General features: G+C 71.4%; 16 protein-coding genes, 1 pseudogene and 1 riboswitch. Of the genes and pseudogenes, 13 read left to right on the forward strand and 4 right to left on the reverse strand.

The features are described from left to right. Window positions 1-279: 279 nt before the first annotated feature. On the reverse strand, window positions 280-1683 hold the full coding sequence (locus C1I97_RS14145; protein WP_111003568.1) for an exopolysaccharide biosynthesis polyprenyl glycosylphosphotransferase: 1404 nt from the start codon (window positions 1681-1683) through the stop codon (window positions 280-282). 565 nt (window positions 1684-2248) lie between these two features. Between C1I97_RS14145 and C1I97_RS14150 the strand changes: the two genes are divergently transcribed. From C1I97_RS14150 to C1I97_RS14185, 6 genes and pseudogenes are all read left to right on the forward strand, one after another. After that, window positions 2249-3211, forward strand: a complete 963-nt coding sequence (locus C1I97_RS14150) for an LCP family protein (protein WP_258382562.1) — start codon at window positions 2249-2251, stop codon at window positions 3209-3211. Window positions 3212-3324: 113 nt separating this feature from the next. Then, the gene (locus tag C1I97_RS14155; protein WP_111003569.1) at window positions 3325-4836 is read left to right on the forward strand and encodes a glycoside hydrolase family 71 protein; all 1512 of its coding nucleotides are present in this window, start codon (window positions 3325-3327) and stop codon (window positions 4834-4836) included. A gap of 541 nt (window positions 4837-5377) precedes the next feature. After that, a complete protein-coding gene (locus C1I97_RS14165) occupies window positions 5378-5977 on the forward strand; it encodes a DUF4383 domain-containing protein (protein ID WP_111003571.1) in 600 nt (199 codons plus the stop codon). Between the two features lie 64 nt (window positions 5978-6041). Continuing rightward, a complete protein-coding gene (locus C1I97_RS14170; RefSeq protein ID WP_146608215.1) occupies window positions 6042-6266 on the forward strand; it encodes a hypothetical protein in 225 nt (74 codons plus the stop codon). Then, window positions 6259-7068, forward strand: a complete 810-nt coding sequence (locus C1I97_RS14175) for a YqjF family protein (protein WP_111003573.1) — start codon at window positions 6259-6261, stop codon at window positions 7066-7068. Before C1I97_RS14170 ends, C1I97_RS14175 begins: the two co-directional genes overlap by 8 nt. 524 nt (window positions 7069-7592) lie before the next feature. Next, window positions 7593-7718, forward strand: a pseudogene (locus tag C1I97_RS14185) (SMI1/KNR4 family protein); the annotation flags it as partial. A 5-nt stretch (window positions 7719-7723) separates the two neighbouring features. On the opposite strand, the gene C1I97_RS14190 reads toward C1I97_RS14185, so the two are convergent. Then, window positions 7724-7909, reverse strand: coding sequence for a DUF397 domain-containing protein (locus C1I97_RS14190; RefSeq protein ID WP_111003574.1), 186 nt, complete (start codon window positions 7907-7909; stop codon window positions 7724-7726). After that, window positions 7906-8757: a helix-turn-helix domain-containing protein gene (locus C1I97_RS14195; RefSeq protein WP_111003575.1), complete on the reverse strand. Its 852-nt coding sequence runs from the start codon at window positions 8755-8757 to the stop codon at window positions 7906-7908. Before C1I97_RS14195 ends, C1I97_RS14190 begins: the two co-directional genes overlap by 4 nt. A 197-nt stretch (window positions 8758-8954) precedes the next feature. Here C1I97_RS14195 and C1I97_RS14200 point away from each other — a divergent pair, with 197 nt between their 5' ends. The 5 genes from C1I97_RS14200 to C1I97_RS14220 all read left to right on the forward strand — a co-directional run bounded on the left by C1I97_RS14200 (window position 8955) and on the right by C1I97_RS14220 (window position 12330). After that, complete coding sequence (locus C1I97_RS14200) at window positions 8955-9395, forward strand: ATP-binding protein (RefSeq protein ID WP_111003584.1); 441 nt, start codon at window positions 8955-8957, stop codon at window positions 9393-9395. Between the two features lie 91 nt (window positions 9396-9486). Further along, window positions 9487-10443, forward strand: a complete 957-nt coding sequence (locus tag C1I97_RS14205) for a D-isomer specific 2-hydroxyacid dehydrogenase family protein (protein ID WP_181446721.1) — start codon at window positions 9487-9489, stop codon at window positions 10441-10443. 149 nt (window positions 10444-10592) lie between these two features. Continuing rightward, window positions 10593-10740, forward strand: a riboswitch (cobalamin riboswitch). Window positions 10741-10776: 36 nt separating this feature from the next. Continuing rightward, window positions 10777-10998: a CbtB domain-containing protein gene (locus C1I97_RS14210; RefSeq protein WP_111003577.1), complete on the forward strand. Its 222-nt coding sequence runs from the start codon at window positions 10777-10779 to the stop codon at window positions 10996-10998. Between the two features lie 21 nt (window positions 10999-11019). Beyond that, window positions 11020-11796, forward strand: a complete 777-nt coding sequence (locus C1I97_RS14215; RefSeq protein WP_111003578.1) for a CbtA family protein — start codon at window positions 11020-11022, stop codon at window positions 11794-11796. A gap of 150 nt (window positions 11797-11946) precedes the next feature. Then, window positions 11947-12330 (forward strand): VOC family protein, encoded by a 384-nt coding sequence (locus tag C1I97_RS14220; RefSeq protein WP_111003579.1) that lies wholly within the window; start codon window positions 11947-11949, stop codon window positions 12328-12330. A 107-nt stretch (window positions 12331-12437) separates the two neighbouring features. On the opposite strand, the gene C1I97_RS14225 is transcribed toward C1I97_RS14220, so the two are convergent. Beyond that, the gene (locus C1I97_RS14225; RefSeq protein WP_111003580.1) at window positions 12438-13070 is read right to left on the reverse strand and encodes a histidine phosphatase family protein; all 633 of its coding nucleotides are present in this window, start codon (window positions 13068-13070) and stop codon (window positions 12438-12440) included. Between the two features lie 201 nt (window positions 13071-13271). Here C1I97_RS14225 and C1I97_RS14230 point away from each other — a divergent pair, with 201 nt between their 5' ends. Continuing rightward, window positions 13272-14888 (forward strand): SDR family oxidoreductase, encoded by a 1617-nt coding sequence (locus C1I97_RS14230; RefSeq protein ID WP_111003581.1) that lies wholly within the window; start codon window positions 13272-13274, stop codon window positions 14886-14888. A 5-nt stretch (window positions 14889-14893) separates the two neighbouring features. Further along, a complete protein-coding gene (locus C1I97_RS14235) occupies window positions 14894-16276 on the forward strand; it encodes a cryptochrome/photolyase family protein (protein ID WP_111003582.1) in 1383 nt (460 codons plus the stop codon). The last annotated feature ends 32 nt before the right edge of the window (window positions 16277-16308 follow it).

Consider the following 16308-nt stretch of genomic DNA (forward strand, 5'->3'; position numbering starts at 1 on the left):
CCCAAGCCCTTCGAGCAGGGGGGACCCCCACGCGCCGCACCGCCCGAAAGCCCCCGTACGCCCAGTACGAGGACTTCCGGCCGGCACTCCCCCAAGCTCTCCGAGCAGGGAGGACCCCCGGAGCACGCTCCCCCAAGCTCTCGGCTTCGCTCGAGCAGGGGGCACCCCCATGACGCCGCTCCTTGACGGCGAACGTTGCCTGCCGGGGCACCGGCTCGTGCACGGACCGCGGCGGCGCGCAGCGCGCGCCGATGCACTGTGCGGCCACGGGCGGCGCTCTCAGTACGCCCCGCGGCCGTCGACGACGGCGCGGAACGTGCGGGCCATGAGGTCCACGTCACTGGTGAACGACCAGTTGTCGACGTAGCTGAGATCGAGCTGGACGGTCTCGTCCCAGGACAGGTCGGAGCGTCCGCTGATCTGCCACAGCCCGGTCATCCCCGGCCTTACGGTCAGCCGCCGCCACTCGACGGGCGTGTAGTGGGCCACCTCCTCGGCGAGTGGCGGCCGCGGACCTACCAGGGACATGTCACCCTTGAGGACGTTGACCAGCTGTGGCAGTTCGTCCAGCGAGGTGCGGCGCAGCCAGTGGCCGATCCGGGTGACCCGGGGGTCGCGGCGCATCTTGAACATCGGGCCGTCGTGCTCGTTCTCCTGGGCCAGTGCGGCCTTCCCGCGGTCGGCACCCACCCGCATGGTGCGGAACTTCCACATCACGAAGGGGCGCCCGGCCAGACCGATGCGTTCGTGGAGATAGAGCACCGGCCCCGGCGAGGACAGTTTCACCGCGGCCGCGACCACCAGCAGCACCGGTGCCAGCACGAGCAGGCCCAGCAGGGCGGTGCTGCGGTCCAGGATCCCCTTGAGCAGGGGCTGTGTGCCCTCCCGCACCGGCGGGGCCACGCGCAGCAGCGACATCCCGCCGGCGGATTCGGTCTCCAGTCGCTTGACGGACACCTCCACCAGCCCGGGCGCGACGAACAGTTCGATGCCGGCGTCGTGCAGCCCCCAGGAGAGGCGGCGCAGCCGCTCCCCGAAGAGCGCGGCGCCCGGGACGACCAGCACCAGATCGGCGCCGAGCCGGTGCACCGCGCTGATGACCAGATCGGCATCCTCCGCGGAGGACTCCGGCGCGGTGGCGGCAAGCCGTTCCCCGGTCCGGATCCCCGAGGCGAACGGACCCGATCCCACGGGGACGGCGCCCACCGCCACGTACGGGTGGTCGGTGCGCGCGGCGAGGTGCGCGGTGACACCGTCCACCGCGGTGGGCTCGCCCACCACCAGGACCTTGATCACCGCCTGCGCCCTGCGGCGCACCGCCGCGAGGTGCCGGTGCACGGCCTTGCGGCACACCAGAGTCAGCAGCAGGGCGGGCAGCAGCGCCGCAAGGCACAGCGGCGCGCGCAGCCCCACCCCCGCCGCGGCGTGCCCCACCGCGAGTACGCCCAGCAGGATGAACCAGTCGTGGAGCACCGGCAGTGTGCCCCGGCTCTCGCCGAGAACCCGGGCCGCGTAGCGCGAGCGGAACAGCTGGACACCCGCCCAGGCGAGCCCTGCGACGATGCCGCTGGGCACTGCCCACGGCTGGTGTGCGGCGAAGAACATCAGCGCCACCGGCATCCCGGCGCCGACGAGGTCGGTGATCAGCGACGCGGGCAGATACCAGCGGGACTTGCGTCCCATCCACAGTGAGGAGCGCGCCCCCGAGCGCGCCTTGCGTGATCTGTCGGATTCAGCGGCCTGAACATCCCACATGTACCCCCCCAGGCACGTACTGCGGCACGAATGGACCGATGTTGCGAACTCTCATTCGTCGAACATGCGGCGCGATGGTGAACAGTACGGCAAAGTTGTGCACAGCGGGAGCGTTTGCGTGAACGTCGCCGAGAAGTCGTGAGCCATACGAAATCCCTTGCTGATCAAGGTAGTTGATCCCGCGGGGCGATGGTCTGACGGAAAGCGGTACGAACGTCGAACCTCCTGGCTACAGTGAGCGCCCGGTGCGGAAGGGGCCGCACCGCGTCGATGCCGGGGGTGCGTGGTGGGAGACAGGGACACGGCGGAGGCCGAAGCGGCGGGGCGGTACGAAGCGGCAGACCGGGAGGAAGGGGCGGGCAGAGCCGGTTCCGTGTCGTCCGCCCCGGTTGCCGACGACCGCGATCCGTCAACCGGTGCCTCGCAAGAAGGGGTTGATGCCTCCGGGGCCACGCCGGCGCGGCCCCGGCGCCGCAGGAGCCGCGCGCGTCGGGTGCTCTTCGGGGCGCTCGTGCTGTTCGCCGTGGGCCTGCTCATGGTGGGCGGGGTCGCCTGGTGGGCCGTCGACCACTACACCGGGAAGGTCGGACGCATCTCCGGTGTCTTCCCGACGCAGGTCCCCGCGGCGGCGCAGCCGGCACCCTCCGCCGGCGGGCAGACCTTCCTCCTCGTCGGCGTCGACAGCCGCTCCGAGCTGCCGACCACGGGCCGCGACGCCAAGGCCCCCGAGTGGACGTACGGGGCCCAGCGCAGTGACACGATGATGCTGGTCCACCTCCCGGCCGACCATTCCGGCGCGTATGCGGTCTCGCTGCCCCGTGACGCATGGGTGGACATCCCCGGACACGGCAAGGCCAAGCTCAACGCCGCCTTCTCCTGGGGTGGACCGCCGCTGCTCATCGACACGGTGCAGCGGCTGACCAAGGTGCGCGTCGACCATCTCGCCGTCATCGACTGGGACGGTTTCAAGAAACTCACCGACTCCGTCGGCGGAGTGGATCTCGTCGTGGACGGCACCGGCCGGCACATGGACGGCACGCAGGCCCTGGCCTACGTGCGTGAGCGCCATCACCTCGCCCGCGGAGACTTCGACCGCACGCACCGTCAGCAGTACTTCCTGCGCACGCTGCTGGCGAAGGTCCTGCGTCCGTCGACCTTCTCCAACCCCCTCAAGGCCGCCGAGGTGCTGGACGACCTGACCGCCGCCGTGAGCGTCGACGACCGACTCGGCGACGGCGACCTGCGCGCTCTGCTGTGGGACAACAAGGAGGTCCGCCCCGGGAACATGGTGTTCATGAACGCTCCCGTCAAGGGAACCGACATGATCTCCGGTCAGTCCGTGGTCCTCCTGGATTCCGGCGCCGGCGCTCAACTGTGGCAGGCCATGCGCGATGACGCCCTCGACATCTACCTGCAGTCGCACGAAGCCGACCTGCTCGGCGCCACGGCTCCCTGACGGGGCGGCGGCGATCGCCGGAGATGCCCGTCTGATGGCGGTTCGCCGGACAAGGAACCGCGCGTGCAATAGAGTGCGCACCGGCGGCCCACCGGCGTCTGCGGAGGACACCCATGACGGAACACCCCGCTCGGCCAACGCCCCGGCGCCGAAGGCCGACAGGCCGCCGGCGGCGCACAGCACTCGGTGCCCTGTTCGGCCTGCTGCTGATCGGACTGATCGCCGGGACCGGGCTGGCCCGCGACCAGGAGGACACCGCGCCCCGCGCCGGGCGGACGACCGCCGCGGCGCTTCCTTTCGACCTGCCGAGCGCCGATGTGCTGCGCAACAGCCCGCATCCGGTCTTCGCGCACTACTTTCCCCCGTATCCGCTCTCCCTCGACAACCAGCCCGCCGAGCACGACTACTACGCCCGCAACTACCTCACGCCGCACGGCGAGCAGGGCAAGCACGCGGCCTACTGCGGACTGCTGCGTGACCGGCCCCTGCCCGTGCCGCCGACGTCCGGCGACTGGCAACTCGCCAACCTGGAAAGGGAGGTGAGGACTGCCCGAGACGCCGGACTGGACGGGTTCACCGTCGACATCCTCTCCCTGGCCGGCACCAACCGTCAGCGCGTCGACATGCTGCTGCGGGCGGCACAGCGCGTCGACCCGGGCTTCCGGATCGTGCTGATGCCGGACATGACCTCCCTGCACACCGACCCGCGCACCCTCGCCGACCAGTTGGCCCGGCTCGCCGCGTCCCCGTCCGCGTACCGGCTGGCCGACGGACGCCTCGTGGTCTCCCCGTTCAAGGCCGAGGCCCAGGACCCCGCCTGGTGGGACCAGGTCATCGCGCGGCTGCGCGACCACGGCATCGGCACTGCGCTCGTCCCGGTCTTTCTGGACTTCCGCGCCAACGCCGAGAGATTCGCGCCGATCAGCCACGCCTTCTCGTCCTGGGGCAACCGGAGCTACACCCGCCAGAACAACGTTCCCGGCGACATCCAACTCGCCCACTCCCTGGGAAAGAAGTGGATGCAGGCCGTATCCGTGCAGGACGCCCGGCCCAACCAGGGCATCTACGACGAGGCGGGCAACACCGCCACCCTGCGGTCGACCTGGAACCACGCGATCTCCGACGGTGCGGACTGGGTGCAGCTCACCACCTGGAACGACTACTCGGAAGGAAGTCAGTTCGCCCCCTCACTGCACAACGGTCACACGTACCTGGACATCTCCTCGTACTACCTCACTCGTTTCAAGACCGGGGCCTGGCCGCAGATCGTCCGCGACACCGTGTACGTCACCTCCCGCGTCCAGTTCGCGGATGCCGGCAGTGCCTCGCGTCAGCCGCGGCTGATGCGCCCGCGTGCGGGCACCGCGCCCCCGCGCGACCAGGTGGAACTGCTCACCTTCCTGACCGCGCCCGCCACGGTCTCCGCGCGCGTGGGCACCGTGCCCCACACCTACCGTGCTCCCGCCGGCGCGTACGCCCAGTACCTGCCGCTGAGCCCCGGCCGCACCGAGGCCGTGGTCCGCCGCGCGGGGGACACCGTCGCCGCCGTCACGACCCGCTATCCGGCGCGGCGCACGGTCACCGTGCAGGACCTTCAGTACTACGGGGTCTCCAGCGGCCGGTGAACCCCACGGCCCTCAGTGACACCAGCGCGCCGACCCGGAAACAGACGCCGCCGGCTCGTACCGGCCGCAGAGGCGATCGCAGAGGAAGGTGACGTCGAACGCATGGCGGTGCCCGCCCGTCACGGCGCCGCGGGCACCGACGGCCCGGGCCTGACCGTCCGGGCCATCCGGGTTCGCGCCGCCGCGGCGTTCCCTCAAGGTGTGCTCCGCACGGCCCGCCGGCTGCTGACCGAGGCAGCCGAGCTCGCCCGGACCGACGCCCCGGCACTGGCCGCCCCGGCGAATGGCCGCGAGCGCCCGCACCACGCCGTGGGACACGACCCGCTCGGCCGCGGACGTTCCGGGTGCCGGGGGCATGCGGGCGGGGCGGCCCGAGGAGCTCCGCCCACGGGTCGGCCGTCGCCTGCGGTGAGACCCAATGCCGCGACGTCTGCAACCTTTTTCCGGTCATGGCAGGAAATGAGCAGTGGGACGGTCGGGAGAGACCGGCGGTCCCCGCCCCCTCGGGGCGGGTCATGCCACTGCGGGGAAAGGACGTGTCATGAGGCTTCGTGACGAGTTGCCGGTGGACCACCGGCTCGCGACGGTCTACCGGTACGGCGCCGGGCTGTGCGGGGGAATCCTCCTGCTGTTCGGCTGCCTGGGCTTCGCGGACGAACTCAGCCCGTTCAACACCGACGGAACCCGCATCGCGGGCCTGTCGACCAATGGGCTGCTCAGCCTCGTCTCCGTGCTCTTCGGACTGCTGCTGATCGGCGGTGCCGTGGTCGGTGGAAACTTCGCTTCGACCCTCAACACGGCAGTCGGGGCGCTGTTCCTCCTGAGCGGCTTCGGCCACGTCTTCATCCTCGACCGGCCCGCCAACATCCTCGGCTTCGGCATGACGAACGTGCTCTTCTCCTTCGTCATGGGACTGCTCATCGCGACCTTCGGGATGTACGGCCGGGTGTCGGGCGGGCTTCCGCACGACAACCCCTACTGGCGCCGCCGGCACCCCAGGGAGGCGGCGCGCGAGTCCCTGGCCGCCCGGCGCCGGCAACACGCCGAGGTGGCCCTCGCCGGGGCGCCGAAGGCTGCCCCGGCCGCTCCGGTCGAGGCGCCTCGTGCCCGGCCCGGCGCGCACCGGGCGGTACGGCCGTGACCGCACAACGCTTCGGCGGGCCCCGCACAAGCGAGGTCGGTCCGCCGTCCGAGTGACAGGAGGCGTGGTGGACATCAACGGGGCGCGGATCCTGTTGCCCGGAGCCACCGGAGAGATCGGCGGCGCCTTCGCGGAGCGGGTCGTGGTCGGCAGCGTACCGCCCCTTCCTCCGGGACTGTCGGTCGCCGAGGCCGTCGACACCCTGGTCGGATCCCTCACGACAGGCGGACGGCCCGGCATGCCGCGCCGTGCCGGTTCTCCCGCGGACACCGGACCGTGGCATGCCTGAGCGCCCCGATGACCGACAGCCGCTCCACCACGGCGGGCGCGTGGAGTCGCTCACCCCCGTCGCGTCCCGTCCTGTTCACCGCGTCCTGTTTCGTCAGTCGTGGCGCGACGTCGTCTTCCTTCACTGGGAGGCCGATCCCTTCGAGGTCGCGCGGCTGCTTCCCCCCGGAACGGTTCCCGACCTCTTCCACGGCCGCACCTACGTGGGCCTGGTCTTCTTCGGTATGCGGGACCTCGCCTTCGGGCACGCGCCCCCGCTGCCGTACCTCGGGACGTTCACCGAAGTCAACGTGCGCCTGTACAGCAGGGACGTGCTGGGGCGGCGAGGGGTGGTGTTCCGCTCCCTGGACTGCGATCGGCTGCTGCCCGTCCTCGCGGCCCGTGCCGGCTTCGGACTGCCGTACCGCTGGTCGCGGACGTCCTGCCGGTGGTACGGGAACCGGCTGCTGTACCGTACGCGCGGACGCCGCGGTACCGGTCCCGACGGGCACGTCTGGATCGACGTGGCGGACGAAACCGTATCACCGCAGCCGCTGGACGAGTTCCTGACCTACCGCTGGGGTCTGCACGAGAGCCTGCTGAAGCACACGTACTACATGCCCAACACCCACCCGGCCTGGACTTTCAGGCGGTGTGACCTGCTCGGCTGGGACGCGTCCGTGGTGGCGGCGGCCGGGCTGACCCCACCGGTGGGCGAGCCGGTCAGCACGCTGTACGCCACGGGCGTGGCGGTCCGGTTCGGACCGCCGGTCCGGCTTCCTGCCGGGCCGCCTCCGCAACGCCTGCGCCGGTGGTCCGGCTGACGAGCAGCGGCGCGAAGCGAACACCGGCCCGGACCGCGAGTTTCCCGAGGGAGGACGCACAGGCGGAGCAGGCCTCTGCTCCGTGAGCGCGAAGAGCGGCCGACAGGCCGACAGGGAAGTGGCGTGCGGGAAGAACGGCGGGCCGGCGACCACGATGCACGGCATGCCACCCCTGCGCCGGCCCGCTCACAGGAAGCGCCGGATCGGGGTGACGGCGGCCTCCCTGGCGCGCTGGAGAACCGTCCGTCGTCCCCAGCCCTTCACGAGCGCGGGCCGCGCCCGCAAGCGCCCGTACGGGAGGCCTGTTCCGCAAGAGGAACGGATGACCCGACTGATCGCAAAGGCCGGTGAATCAGGCGATGCGCGGTGCCTCGTACAGGCAGGCACCGTCCTCCGCGATCTTTCACGCATGGAGCGCGAGGCCATGCAGGCGCTGAGCCGCCTGGGGAAGTAGAAGCCCGACGCGGGGTGCTGTCACAGCGGGGTGGTATCCCTACCGCATGAACCTTGAGCAGGCCGACCCTTGGCTGATCAGTGACGTCGGTGCCGTTCCCTTCGGCGCGCAGTTCGGGTTCACCACCGCTGAGCCCGGCTTCGCCGGGTGGGTCCGGCACTGGGCGGCGAACAAGCCCTGGCACGACACCGCGTGACTCTTCTAGTTGCCGGCAGCCAGTGCCGTGAACGCCGACCAGGCGTCGGGGGAGACAGACAGGGGCTGCCTCCGGGTGTCCTTCGAGTCCCGGACGAGAACAGCGCCGGGGCGCAGGGCGACCTCGATACAGTTGTCGCCGCTGCCGCCGCTGTAGCTGCTCTTGAACCAGGTCAGCTGGGTGCTGCTCATAGGACTCCTCGCATCTGATCCAGCAGGCTCGCGGTGGCTTGGTGGCTCAGAGCCTGCGAGCGCATCTTGCCATAGCGCTGGAGCATCTGACTCACAGCTTTCGGGTCACTGATGAGCATGCTGGTGCCGTGGCCCTCGACGTAACCGACCCAGCGGTGATCGGCCGTCTCGGCGAGGTACATCTCGCCCTCGAAGCCGGAGTGCTCCTCCTGGAGCAGCGGCATGATCTGGAGTTCCACATTGCGGTACTGGCCGACTGCGATGAGGTGGTCGAGCAGGGCCTTCGTGACAGCCGAACCTCCCATGCGGCGTTCCAGGAGTGCCTGCTCGACGACGAAGCTGAACGTCGTGTTGGGGCGTTCGACGAGAAGTTGCTGCCTGGCCAACCGTGCTGCCACCTGCCGTTCGGACTGCTCTTCCGTGAGCGGAGGCAGGTGCCGGTCGAAGATCGCGCGGATGTACGGCTCGGGTTGCAACAAGCCTGGGACGACTCGGCTTTCATACGCGTACAGCGAGATCGCCTCCTCCTCGATCCCCGCCCACTGCCGGAACCACGACGCCAGCCCCGCCTTCCGTGTCAGGCTCTTCGCCGCCGCCCCCAGCACCCGCGCCGCGACCGTGCCCAGGACCTCCTCCGACCGCTTCAGCAGTTCCTTCGGCGGGAAGCGCTTCCCCTGTTCGATCTTGGCGATGTACGCGGGCGAATAGCGCACCAGCGGGGCGAACTGCTCCTGTGTCAGGCAGGCTTCCTCCCGCAGGGCCTTGAGGACCGCGCCGAAGGTCTTCAGACTCTCGGAGAGTTCCGGCTCACAGCCCCCGCCCACTCCGCCACCGTTGTCCGTCGTCATCGCAGCCGCCTTCCCCTGTGCCACCGGGCCGTACCCGCACCCGTGCCGTACTGTTCGCCGTCCGCGCTGCGCCACGCCAGACCGATCCATGTTCACGTACAGCGATCGACCCAGTCCAGTGCGTGAACCAGTACAACGTGATCTGTATCGGCGGCGGACCTGCCGACGGCCCGCCAACTGCCCTCAAGCTGGCCCGCATGCCAGCCCTGAACCACCAACCCGCGACCCCCGTAAGCACGTTCACGCAGCGTTTCTCCGCCACCCGGAGCGGTGCCCGCCTCGCCCGGCTGCTCGCCGCGCACCAGCTCACCGAGTGGGGACACCCCCGAGGGACCGAGGCGCACGACACCGTCGTCCTCGTCGTCGCCGAACTCGCGGCGAACGCCGTTCTCCACGGCCGTGTCCCGGGACGGGACTTCGCCCTCGCCCTGTCCTTCGAGGAGGGCCGGGGCGTCGTCCGTATCGAGGTGACCGACACCCACCCCGCCCTGCCGGCGCGCACGGCACCCGGCCCGGACGAGGACGGAGGTCGTGGCCTGGTCCTCGTCGACGCGCTCGCCGCCGACTGGGGCGTACGCGACCGCCTCGGTCCCGGCAAGACCGTATGGGCCGAGTGCGCGACGGCTCCCCGAGCCTGAAACCCGCCCCGGAGCAGGGGACGATCGAGGAGATCAGGACACTGTTCGCAAGCATGAGGGCGACCTCGGATACGGAGACATGATGCAACCGTTGATCACCATCGCTTCCGGGCCCCAGCCGGAGAGCGCGGCCGACCGTGCCAACGAGCCGGAGGCGGCGACGCTGCGCGGACGTGTGGCGGATGCCGTATGCGCGGCCGGAGGGCGGCTGGTCACGGCGGAAGAGGCCAATGGGCTGGTGTGGCTCAGTCCCCATGGTGCGGCGGCACTGTCGGACTTTCTCGACGCGCATCCGGGCATCGGGTGGGTGCAACTGCCATGGGCGGGAGTCGAAAACGTCGCCGCCGCGGGCCTCCTGGACCGCCCCGTCGTGTTCACCTGCGCCAAGGGCGCCTTCTCCGAGCAGGTGGCCGAGCACGCCCTGGCCCTGACCCTGGCCTCGCTGAGGAACCTTGTGGTTCAGGCACGGACCCCGAGATGGCATTCCATGGACCCGAGGACGCTGTGGGGCGCACGGGTGACGATTCTCGGGGGAGGAGGGATCGCCCGTGCGTTGCTGCGACTGCTGCGTCCCTTCGACTGCCGTACGACCGTCCTGCGCCGTCGTCCGGAGGAAGTGGACGGCGTCGGGGCCACGTTGCCCATCAGCCGACTGGCGGACGTCCTGCCGCACACCGACGTACTGGTTCTCGCACTCGCCCTCACCCCCGAGACACGCCACATCCTCAGTACCCCGGAATTCGCCGCGCTGCCGCCGCACGCGGTGGTCGTCAACGTCGCCAGGGGCGCACACATCGATACGGAGGCACTGCTCCAGGCGCTGAAGTCGGATGCGATCGGAGCCGTCGCGCTCGATGTGACCGATCCGGAACCGCTGCCCGAGAACCACCCTTTGTGGGGTGACAGCAGAGTCCTCGTCACTTCGCACTGTGCGGACTCAGCCGACTACAGCATGGAGATGCTCTGCCGAAGGGTCGAAACCAACGTGAGGCGCCTGTCTGAGGGCAGTGAGCCGGAGGGTGTGGTGGAGCCCCTCCTCGGCTACTGAGGCAGGCGTGCCTGTGCCACGTTCGTTGTGACGTCGGGTCCGCCTCAAAGTGCCCGGACCGGACCCTGCGTCGCACTCGTCGGGATCATGGGTATCCCAAGGGATGAGGAGAGGTAGATCACGCCCGTGGAGGCGGTCTTGGCCGGGCGCGCGGCGCACGGTACGGTCGGTCCGATATCGACGACGGTACGACGGAAGCCGGTGGGAATCCGGCGCGGTCGCGCCACTGTGTGCGAGCAACTCCCGTAAAAGGGAGGGCTCGTGAGTCAGACCCGTGGCCGTCGTCCTGTGCACCACCGAGATGGGACGCGAACTCCCAGAGGAGGTTCTGCCATGGCGCAGACCGTCGCCCAGCCGACTGCCACCGCCCCCGCCGTTCCCGCCACGCTGCCGCTGAGGGCGGTAGCTCCCTGGGCGGTCTTCTTCGGCGTTCTCATGCTGGTCCTGCTGTACTTCGTCGGCGCCGAGCAGGGCGCCACCTCCGTGTTCAGCGGCACGGGCGTCCACGAGTGGGTGCACGATGCCCGCCACCTGCTCGGCTTCCCCTGCCACTGACGCGGGGGGCGCCGCACGCTCATGAACTCCGCAACGGTAAGAAACCTTTTGGTGCGGGGCATGCTCGCCGGTCTGGCCGCCGGCGTGCTCGCCCTGGTCGTCGCCTACTTCCTCGGCGAGCCGTACGTCGACAAGGCGATCGGCCTGGAGGACGCGCACTCCCACGGGGGCTCCCACGGGGACTCCCTCGAACACGACGTGGAAGTCGTCTCCCGTTCCCTGCAGTCCACCGCCGGGCTGGCCACCGGCGTTCTGGTCCACGGGGTCGCCTTCGGCGGCATCGCCGCGCTCGCCTTCTGCTTCGCGCTGGGCCGCGTGGGCCGCTTCTCCCCGCGGGCGACCGCGCTGCTGCTGTCCGGCTGCGCGCTGCTGGCCGTGTACGTCGTGCCGTTCCTGAAGTACCCGGCCAACCCTCCGGCGGTCGGCGAGGAGGACACCATCGGCGGGCGGACGGCCCTGTACTTCCTGATGGTGCTGCTCAGCGTGCTCCTCGCGGTGGCCGCCACCCTCCTGGGCAAGCGGCTCGCGCCCACGCTGGGCACCTGGTACGCGACGGTGGCCGCGGTGGCCGCCTTCGCCGTCGTGATCGGGCTGGCGTACGCCTTCCTGCCGGTCGTCGACGAGGTGCCGAAGGACTTCCCGGCCACCCTGCTGTGGCGGTTCCGGCTTTCGGCCCTGGCCATCCAGGTCACCCAGTGGGTGGGCTTCGGCCTGATCTTCGGTGAGCTGGCCCAGAGGCTGCTGTCGCCGAGGTCCGCGACATCCCCGTCGGGGCGGGAGGTGCCGGCCGCGCACTGATTCCCGCGAGGTGCAGGAGGGCTGCTCGGTACCGTCCGGGGAGCCCTCTGGGGTGTGTATCGAAAGTGCTGCCGGGAGCCTGATCCGTGTGCGCGAGGAATGAGCGCAACTCGGTGGCGTTCGGCGTGGAGATCGGGAAGGCTCGCGCGCATGGTCTCGGTATTGCAGAACGTGGCGATCGACTGTGCGGATGCCTACGAGTTGGCCCGGTTCTGGAGCAGTGTGATCGGCCGTCCGCTGCATCCGGAGGACAGACCGGGTGCCCGGGAGACTCAGGTGCTGCTGGCGGAGGGCCCGATGCTGTACTTCAACCAGGTGCCCGAGGCCAAGACGATCAAGAACCGGATCCATCTGTGTCTGCGCCCAGAGACCTCGCGCGATCAGGAGGTGGAACGGCTGCTGGGCCTCGGCGCCACCTTTGTCGCCGATCGCCGGAACCCCGATGGTTCGGGCTGGGCGGTCCTCGCTGATCCCGAAGGCAACGAATTCTGCGTTCTGCGCAGCGAGTCCGACCGAGCCACCACGACTTCCTGACGCTCACGCGCCGTTCTGGCCACCGAACGCAAGGAACGTGCCCGCATCCGCAGTGAGAAGGGCATCCGCTGGGGCGGCCGACCGCTCGTGATCACCGCCTTCATCGCTCAACCCGACGGACCTGTGCGGTCGCAGCACTGGCTTTCCCGGGACACCAGGAAGGAGCCCGGTGCGTCTCCGAGAGGGTGTCCGAGTCGCAGGTTCCAGCGGCCGGACCGGCCGGTGAGCTCGGTCGCCGTGAGTGGTGGGACGTCGAGGCGCCAGAACGCGGGTCCGGGTGCGTCCAGGACGTTCACCACCACGGCCCGGATCACCTCCGGTTCGACCACGGCGACCGTCCGGCCGTCGGCGCGGCCGGACGTCTCCAGCCACCGTGCGACCCGCCCGCACAGGGCGCGCACCGATTCGCCGCCGTGCGGCGCCGCGCCCGGGTCGGCCAGCCAGCGGGCCACCGCTTCCGGTTCGGCCGTGCTGACCTCCTCCAGCGTTCGCCCCCGCCACCGTCCCACGTCCAGGCCTGCGAGCTCCGCTTCCTCCGAGGCGGTGAGACCGAGTGCCGTGGCCGTCTCCCGGCAGCGCGGGCTGGGGGAGGCGAGGACGCGTCCGGCGGTGGGCAGGCACCCGGCCGCCGCCCTGGCCCGTGCCGCTCCGCCGGCGTCGAGCGAGTCGCCGTCGTCGAACCGGGCCCGCCGCAGGGAGGGGGTGGTCGCTGCAGAGATGAGGGTGACACGGCTGGTCACGTGCTCGGTCCTCCCGCCTTCACGGTCCGGCTTTCGAAGTACGGCATGAAAGCACGAAAGTACGCCCGCCCGTCACCCGCCCGTCACCCGTCCGGCCCCCGCGCCCGGGCGCATCCGGCCGGCCCGTCCGCACTGTAGAGACGGGTGACGCGCGCGTCGCGACGGCGGCGGAGTACGAGCGAACAGGCGGCGGGATCGATCATGAGCGGTGACGACACCACACCGGCCGGGCACCCGGAGGGCGGTGGCCCGATGTGTCTGGTGACCGGGGCGAGCGGTTACATCGGCGGACGGCTGGTTCCCGAGCTGCTCGACGCCGGTCACCGGGTGCGCTGTCTGGTCCGTACCCCGCGCAAGCTGCGCGACCACCCCTGGTACGACCGGGTGGAGGTCGTCCAGGGCGACGTCACCGACCCCGGCTCCGTCGCACGGGCCATGCAGGGCGTGGACGTGGCCTACTACCTCGTGCACGCCCTCGGCACCGGGCGCGGCTTCGAGGACACCGATCGCGAGGCGGCCCGCGTCTTCGGCGAGCAGGCCCGCCGGGCGGGCGTCGGCCGACTCGTCTACCTGGGCGGACTGACCCCCGGGGCGGTGCCCGAGCGGGAGCTGTCGCCGCACCTGCGCTCCCGCGCCGAGGTCGGCCGCATCCTGCTCGGCTCGGGCGTGCCGACGGCCGTGCTGCGCGCCGCGATGATCATCGGCTCCGGCTCGGCCAGCTTCGAGATGCTGCGCTACCTCACCGAGCGGCTGCCGGTGATGGTCACCCCGCGCTGGGTGCACACCCGGATCCAGCCGATCGCCGTGCGCGACGTGCTGCGCCTGCTGACCGGCTGCGCCCGCCTGCCCCGCGAGGTGAACCGCACCTTCGACATCGGCGGCCCGGACGTGCTGACGTACCTCGACATGATGCGGCGCTACGCCGTCGTGGCCGGTCTGCACCCGCGGCTGATCCTGCCCGTGCCCGTCCTCACCCCCGGCCTGTCCAGCCACTGGGTGGGCCTGGTGACGCCGGTCCCGGCCCGGATCGCCCGCCCCCTGACGGAGTCCCTGCGGCACGAGGTGGTGTGCCGCGAGAACGACATCGAACGGTACGTGCCCAGTCCGCCCGGCCACCCCATCGGCTTCGACCGCGCCGTCGCCCTCGCCCTGCAGCGCGTCGGCGAGGCCCAGGTCACCACCCGCTGGTCGTCCGCCTCCGTGCCCGGCGCGCCCAGCGACCCGCTGCCCACCGACCCCGACTGGGCCGGCGGCAGCCTCTACACCGACGTGCGCGAACGCGACGCCCGGGTCGCGCCGGAGGCGCTGTGGGACGTCATCGAGGGCATCGGCGGCGAGAACGGCTGGTACTCCTTCCCCCTGGCCTGGTCGGTGCGCGGCCTGCTGGACCGGCTGGCCGGCGGGGTCGGGCTGCGCCGGGGCCGGCGTGACGCCCGGCGGCTCAGGGTGGGCGACTCGCTGGACTTCTGGCGGGTCGAGGAGATCGAACGCGGCCGGCTGCTGCGGCTGCGCGCCGAGATGCGGCTGCCGGGCCTGGCCTGGCTGGAGATGCGGGTGGACGACGACGGGGCCGGGGGCGTGCGCTACCGGCAGCGGGCGCTGTTCCATCCGCGCGGCCTGCTGGGCCACCTGTACTGGTGGAGCGTCTCGCCCTTCCACGCGGTCGTCTTCGGCGGCATGGCCCGCAACATCGTCCGCGCCGCCGAGCGCGCGGCCCCCGCACCACGCGGACGGGGTACGACCGCATCCGCGGGGCCCGCCCCGGCCGAAGACCTGAGCGTCCGTACCGGTTCCCGACGCCCACCCGGGAGAAGCTGACGCCCATGCACGTCCCGGTCGCCCTGTTCACCGCCGATCTGCGCCTGCACGACCATCCGCCGCTGTGCGCGGCCCTGGACGCCGCGGACGCCGTCGTACCGCTGTTCGTGCGGGACCGCGCCGTCGAGGCGGCCGGGTTCGCCGCGCCCAACCGCCGTGCCTTCCTCGACGGCTGCCTGGCCGACCTGGACGCCGGGCTGCGCGAGCGGGGCGGCCGGCTCGTCGTGCACTCCGGCGACCTGGTGCGGGAGGTGTGCCGGGCGGTGGCCGAGGCGGACGCCGACGAGGTGCACATGTCGGCCGGGCACAGCCGGTTCGCCGCGCGCCGGGAGGAACGGCTGCGCTCCGCCCTGGAGGCGGCGGGCCGCCGGCTGTTCGTGCACGACGCGGTCACCGTCGCCGTACCGCCCGGCACGGTGACCCCCGCCTCCTCCGACCACTTCGCCGTCTTCACCCCGTACTACCGGCAGTGGGAGCGGATGCCGCTGCGGCAGGTCACCGGCGCCCCGCGCCGGGTGCCCGTCCCCGACGAGGTGGACGGCGAGGAGGTGCCCGCACGGGGCGGGAGCACCGGAGCGTCCCCGGCCCTGCCGCCCGGCGGGGAGAGCGGGGCCCGCACACAGGTGACCGCCTACTGGCGCCGCGGCCTGGACGCCTACGACACCGCCCGCGACGACCTGGCCGCCGACGCCACCTCGCGCTTCTCCGCCCACCTGCACTTCGGCACCCTGTCCCCGGTGGAGCTCGTGCACCGCGCACGCCGGCACGGCGGACCGGGCGCCGAGGCGTTCGTCCGGCAGCTCGCCTGGCGCGACTTCCACCGCCAGGTCCTCGCCGCCCGGCCGGAGGCCGCCCACGCCGACTACCGCACCAAGCGCGACCGCTGGCGCACGGAGCACACCGCGGGCGCCGACATCGACGCCTGGCGCGAGGGCCGCACCGGCTACCCGGTCATCGACGCGGCCATGCGGCAGCTGCGCCACGAGGGCTGGATGCACAACCGGGCCCGGCTGCTCACCGCCAGCTTCCTGACCAAGACCCTCTACGTCGACTGGCGGATCGGCGCCGCCCACTTCCTGCACTGGCTGGTCGACGGAGACCTGGCCAACAACCAGCTCAACTGGCAGTGGATGGCCGGCACCGGCACCGACACCCGCCCGAACCGGGTCCTCAACCCGGTCACCCAGGGCAGGAAGTACGACCCGGACGGCGCCTACGTGCGCCGCTGGGTCCCCGAACTCTCCGGCATCAAGGCCCCGTCGGTGCACGAGCCGTGGAAGCTGCCCGGCCCGGACCGCGCCGCCCTCGACTACCCCGACCCGATCGTCGACCTCTCCGACGGGCTCGACCGCTTCCGGCGGGCCCGCGGCAAGCAGACGCAGACGTAGACATAACAGACGTAGACATAGACATAGCGGTG

The sequence above is a fragment of the Streptomyces sp. NTH33 genome, assembly GCF_003236365.1.
GTDB lineage: Bacteria > Actinomycetota > Actinomycetes > Streptomycetales > Streptomycetaceae > Streptomyces.

What these genes read in the sequence shown, in the direction of transcription:
- C1I97_RS14230 (WP_111003581.1), top strand. Translation starts at nt 13,272, where the DNA reads ATGAGCGGTGACGACACCACACCGGCCGGGCACCCGGAGGGCGGTGGC.
- C1I97_RS14155 (WP_111003569.1), top strand. Translation starts at nt 3,325, where the DNA reads ATGACGGAACACCCCGCTCGGCCAACGCCCCGGCGCCGAAGGCCGACA.
- C1I97_RS14220 (WP_111003579.1), top strand. Translation starts at nt 11,947, where the DNA reads ATGGTCTCGGTATTGCAGAACGTGGCGATCGACTGTGCGGATGCCTAC.
- C1I97_RS14210 (WP_111003577.1), top strand. Translation starts at nt 10,777, where the DNA reads ATGGCGCAGACCGTCGCCCAGCCGACTGCCACCGCCCCCGCCGTTCCC.
- C1I97_RS14175 (WP_111003573.1), top strand. Translation starts at nt 6,259, where the DNA reads ATGCCTGAGCGCCCCGATGACCGACAGCCGCTCCACCACGGCGGGCGC.
- C1I97_RS14145 (WP_111003568.1), bottom strand. Translation starts at nt 1,683, where the DNA reads ATGGGACGCAAGTCCCGCTGGTATCTGCCCGCGTCGCTGATCACCGAC.
- C1I97_RS14190 (WP_111003574.1), bottom strand. Translation starts at nt 7,909, where the DNA reads ATGAGCAGCACCCAGCTGACCTGGTTCAAGAGCAGCTACAGCGGCGGC.
- C1I97_RS14215 (WP_111003578.1), top strand. Translation starts at nt 11,020, where the DNA reads ATGAACTCCGCAACGGTAAGAAACCTTTTGGTGCGGGGCATGCTCGCC.
- C1I97_RS14200 (WP_111003584.1), top strand. Translation starts at nt 8,955, where the DNA reads ATGCCAGCCCTGAACCACCAACCCGCGACCCCCGTAAGCACGTTCACG.
- C1I97_RS14235 (WP_111003582.1), top strand. Translation starts at nt 14,894, where the DNA reads ATGCACGTCCCGGTCGCCCTGTTCACCGCCGATCTGCGCCTGCACGAC.
- C1I97_RS14165 (WP_111003571.1), top strand. Translation starts at nt 5,378, where the DNA reads ATGAGGCTTCGTGACGAGTTGCCGGTGGACCACCGGCTCGCGACGGTC.
- C1I97_RS14195 (WP_111003575.1), bottom strand. Translation starts at nt 8,757, where the DNA reads ATGACGACGGACAACGGTGGCGGAGTGGGCGGGGGCTGTGAGCCGGAA.